1 protein-coding gene is annotated in these 826 nt (G+C 59.9%); it reads right to left on the bottom strand.

The genetic code is table 11. The annotated features are described in order from the left end of the window. Positions 1 to 826 (bottom strand): GMC family oxidoreductase (locus ACRZ95_RS23070; protein WP_480555722.1); only part of this gene is annotated, 826 nt, incomplete at both ends.

Genomic DNA, 826 nt, shown 5'->3' with positions numbered 1-826 from the left:
GTAAGCGAGAATGAAATCCAAATGATCCTGTAGGTTCTTGCCGACGCCCGGCAGATCATGGCGGACAGTGATTCCGTGTTGGGTCAGCTCGTCCGCAGCCCCAATCCCCGAAAGTTGCAGCAATTGAGGTGACATCAGCGCGCCAGCGCAGATCAGGACCTCTTGCCGTGCGGAGATCTGGATGTCGGGCTCCTTGCCCTTTTTCCTATAGAGCACGCCGGTCGCACGCTTGCCGTCGAATGTCAGTTCTTTGACGTGGGCATGGGTGATGACGGTCAGGTTGGGGCGATCCATGACGGGAAAGACATAGGCAGCGGCGGCAGAACACCTCTCGCCGTTTTTCTCGGGGTCGTGGAACTGCGTGACCTGATACAGCCCGACCCCCTCATTGTCACCGCGATTGAAATCGTCGAGGCGCCGGTGCTGCATCTGCTCGGCGGCTTCGAAAAAAGCGTGGGTGATTGGGCGTGGTTCTTTCTGATTGGACACCTGCAACGGTCCGCCGGTTCCATGCAGGTCATCCGCGCCTTGTTCGTTGTTCTCAGCCCGTTTGAAGTACGGCAGAACGCTGTCCCAGTCCCATCCGGTGCAGCCCTGACCAGCCCAGCCGTCATAGTCTTGGCGCTGACCGCGAATATAGAGCATGGCATTGATCGCGCTCGACCCGCCCAGAGCCTTGCCCCGTGGCTGATACCCTTTGCGCCCGTTCAGGCCCGCTTGGGGCACGGTTTCAAACGCCCAATTTCCGATCTTGGGTCGGCCGGGCAATACCGCGACAACGGCCGAAGGCAAGCGGACCAGAATGTTGTTGCCTTCGCCACCGGCC

This window comes from Ruegeria sp. AI3 (genome assembly GCF_056541245.1).
This window is presented reverse-complemented; position numbering and strand designations above follow the sequence as displayed.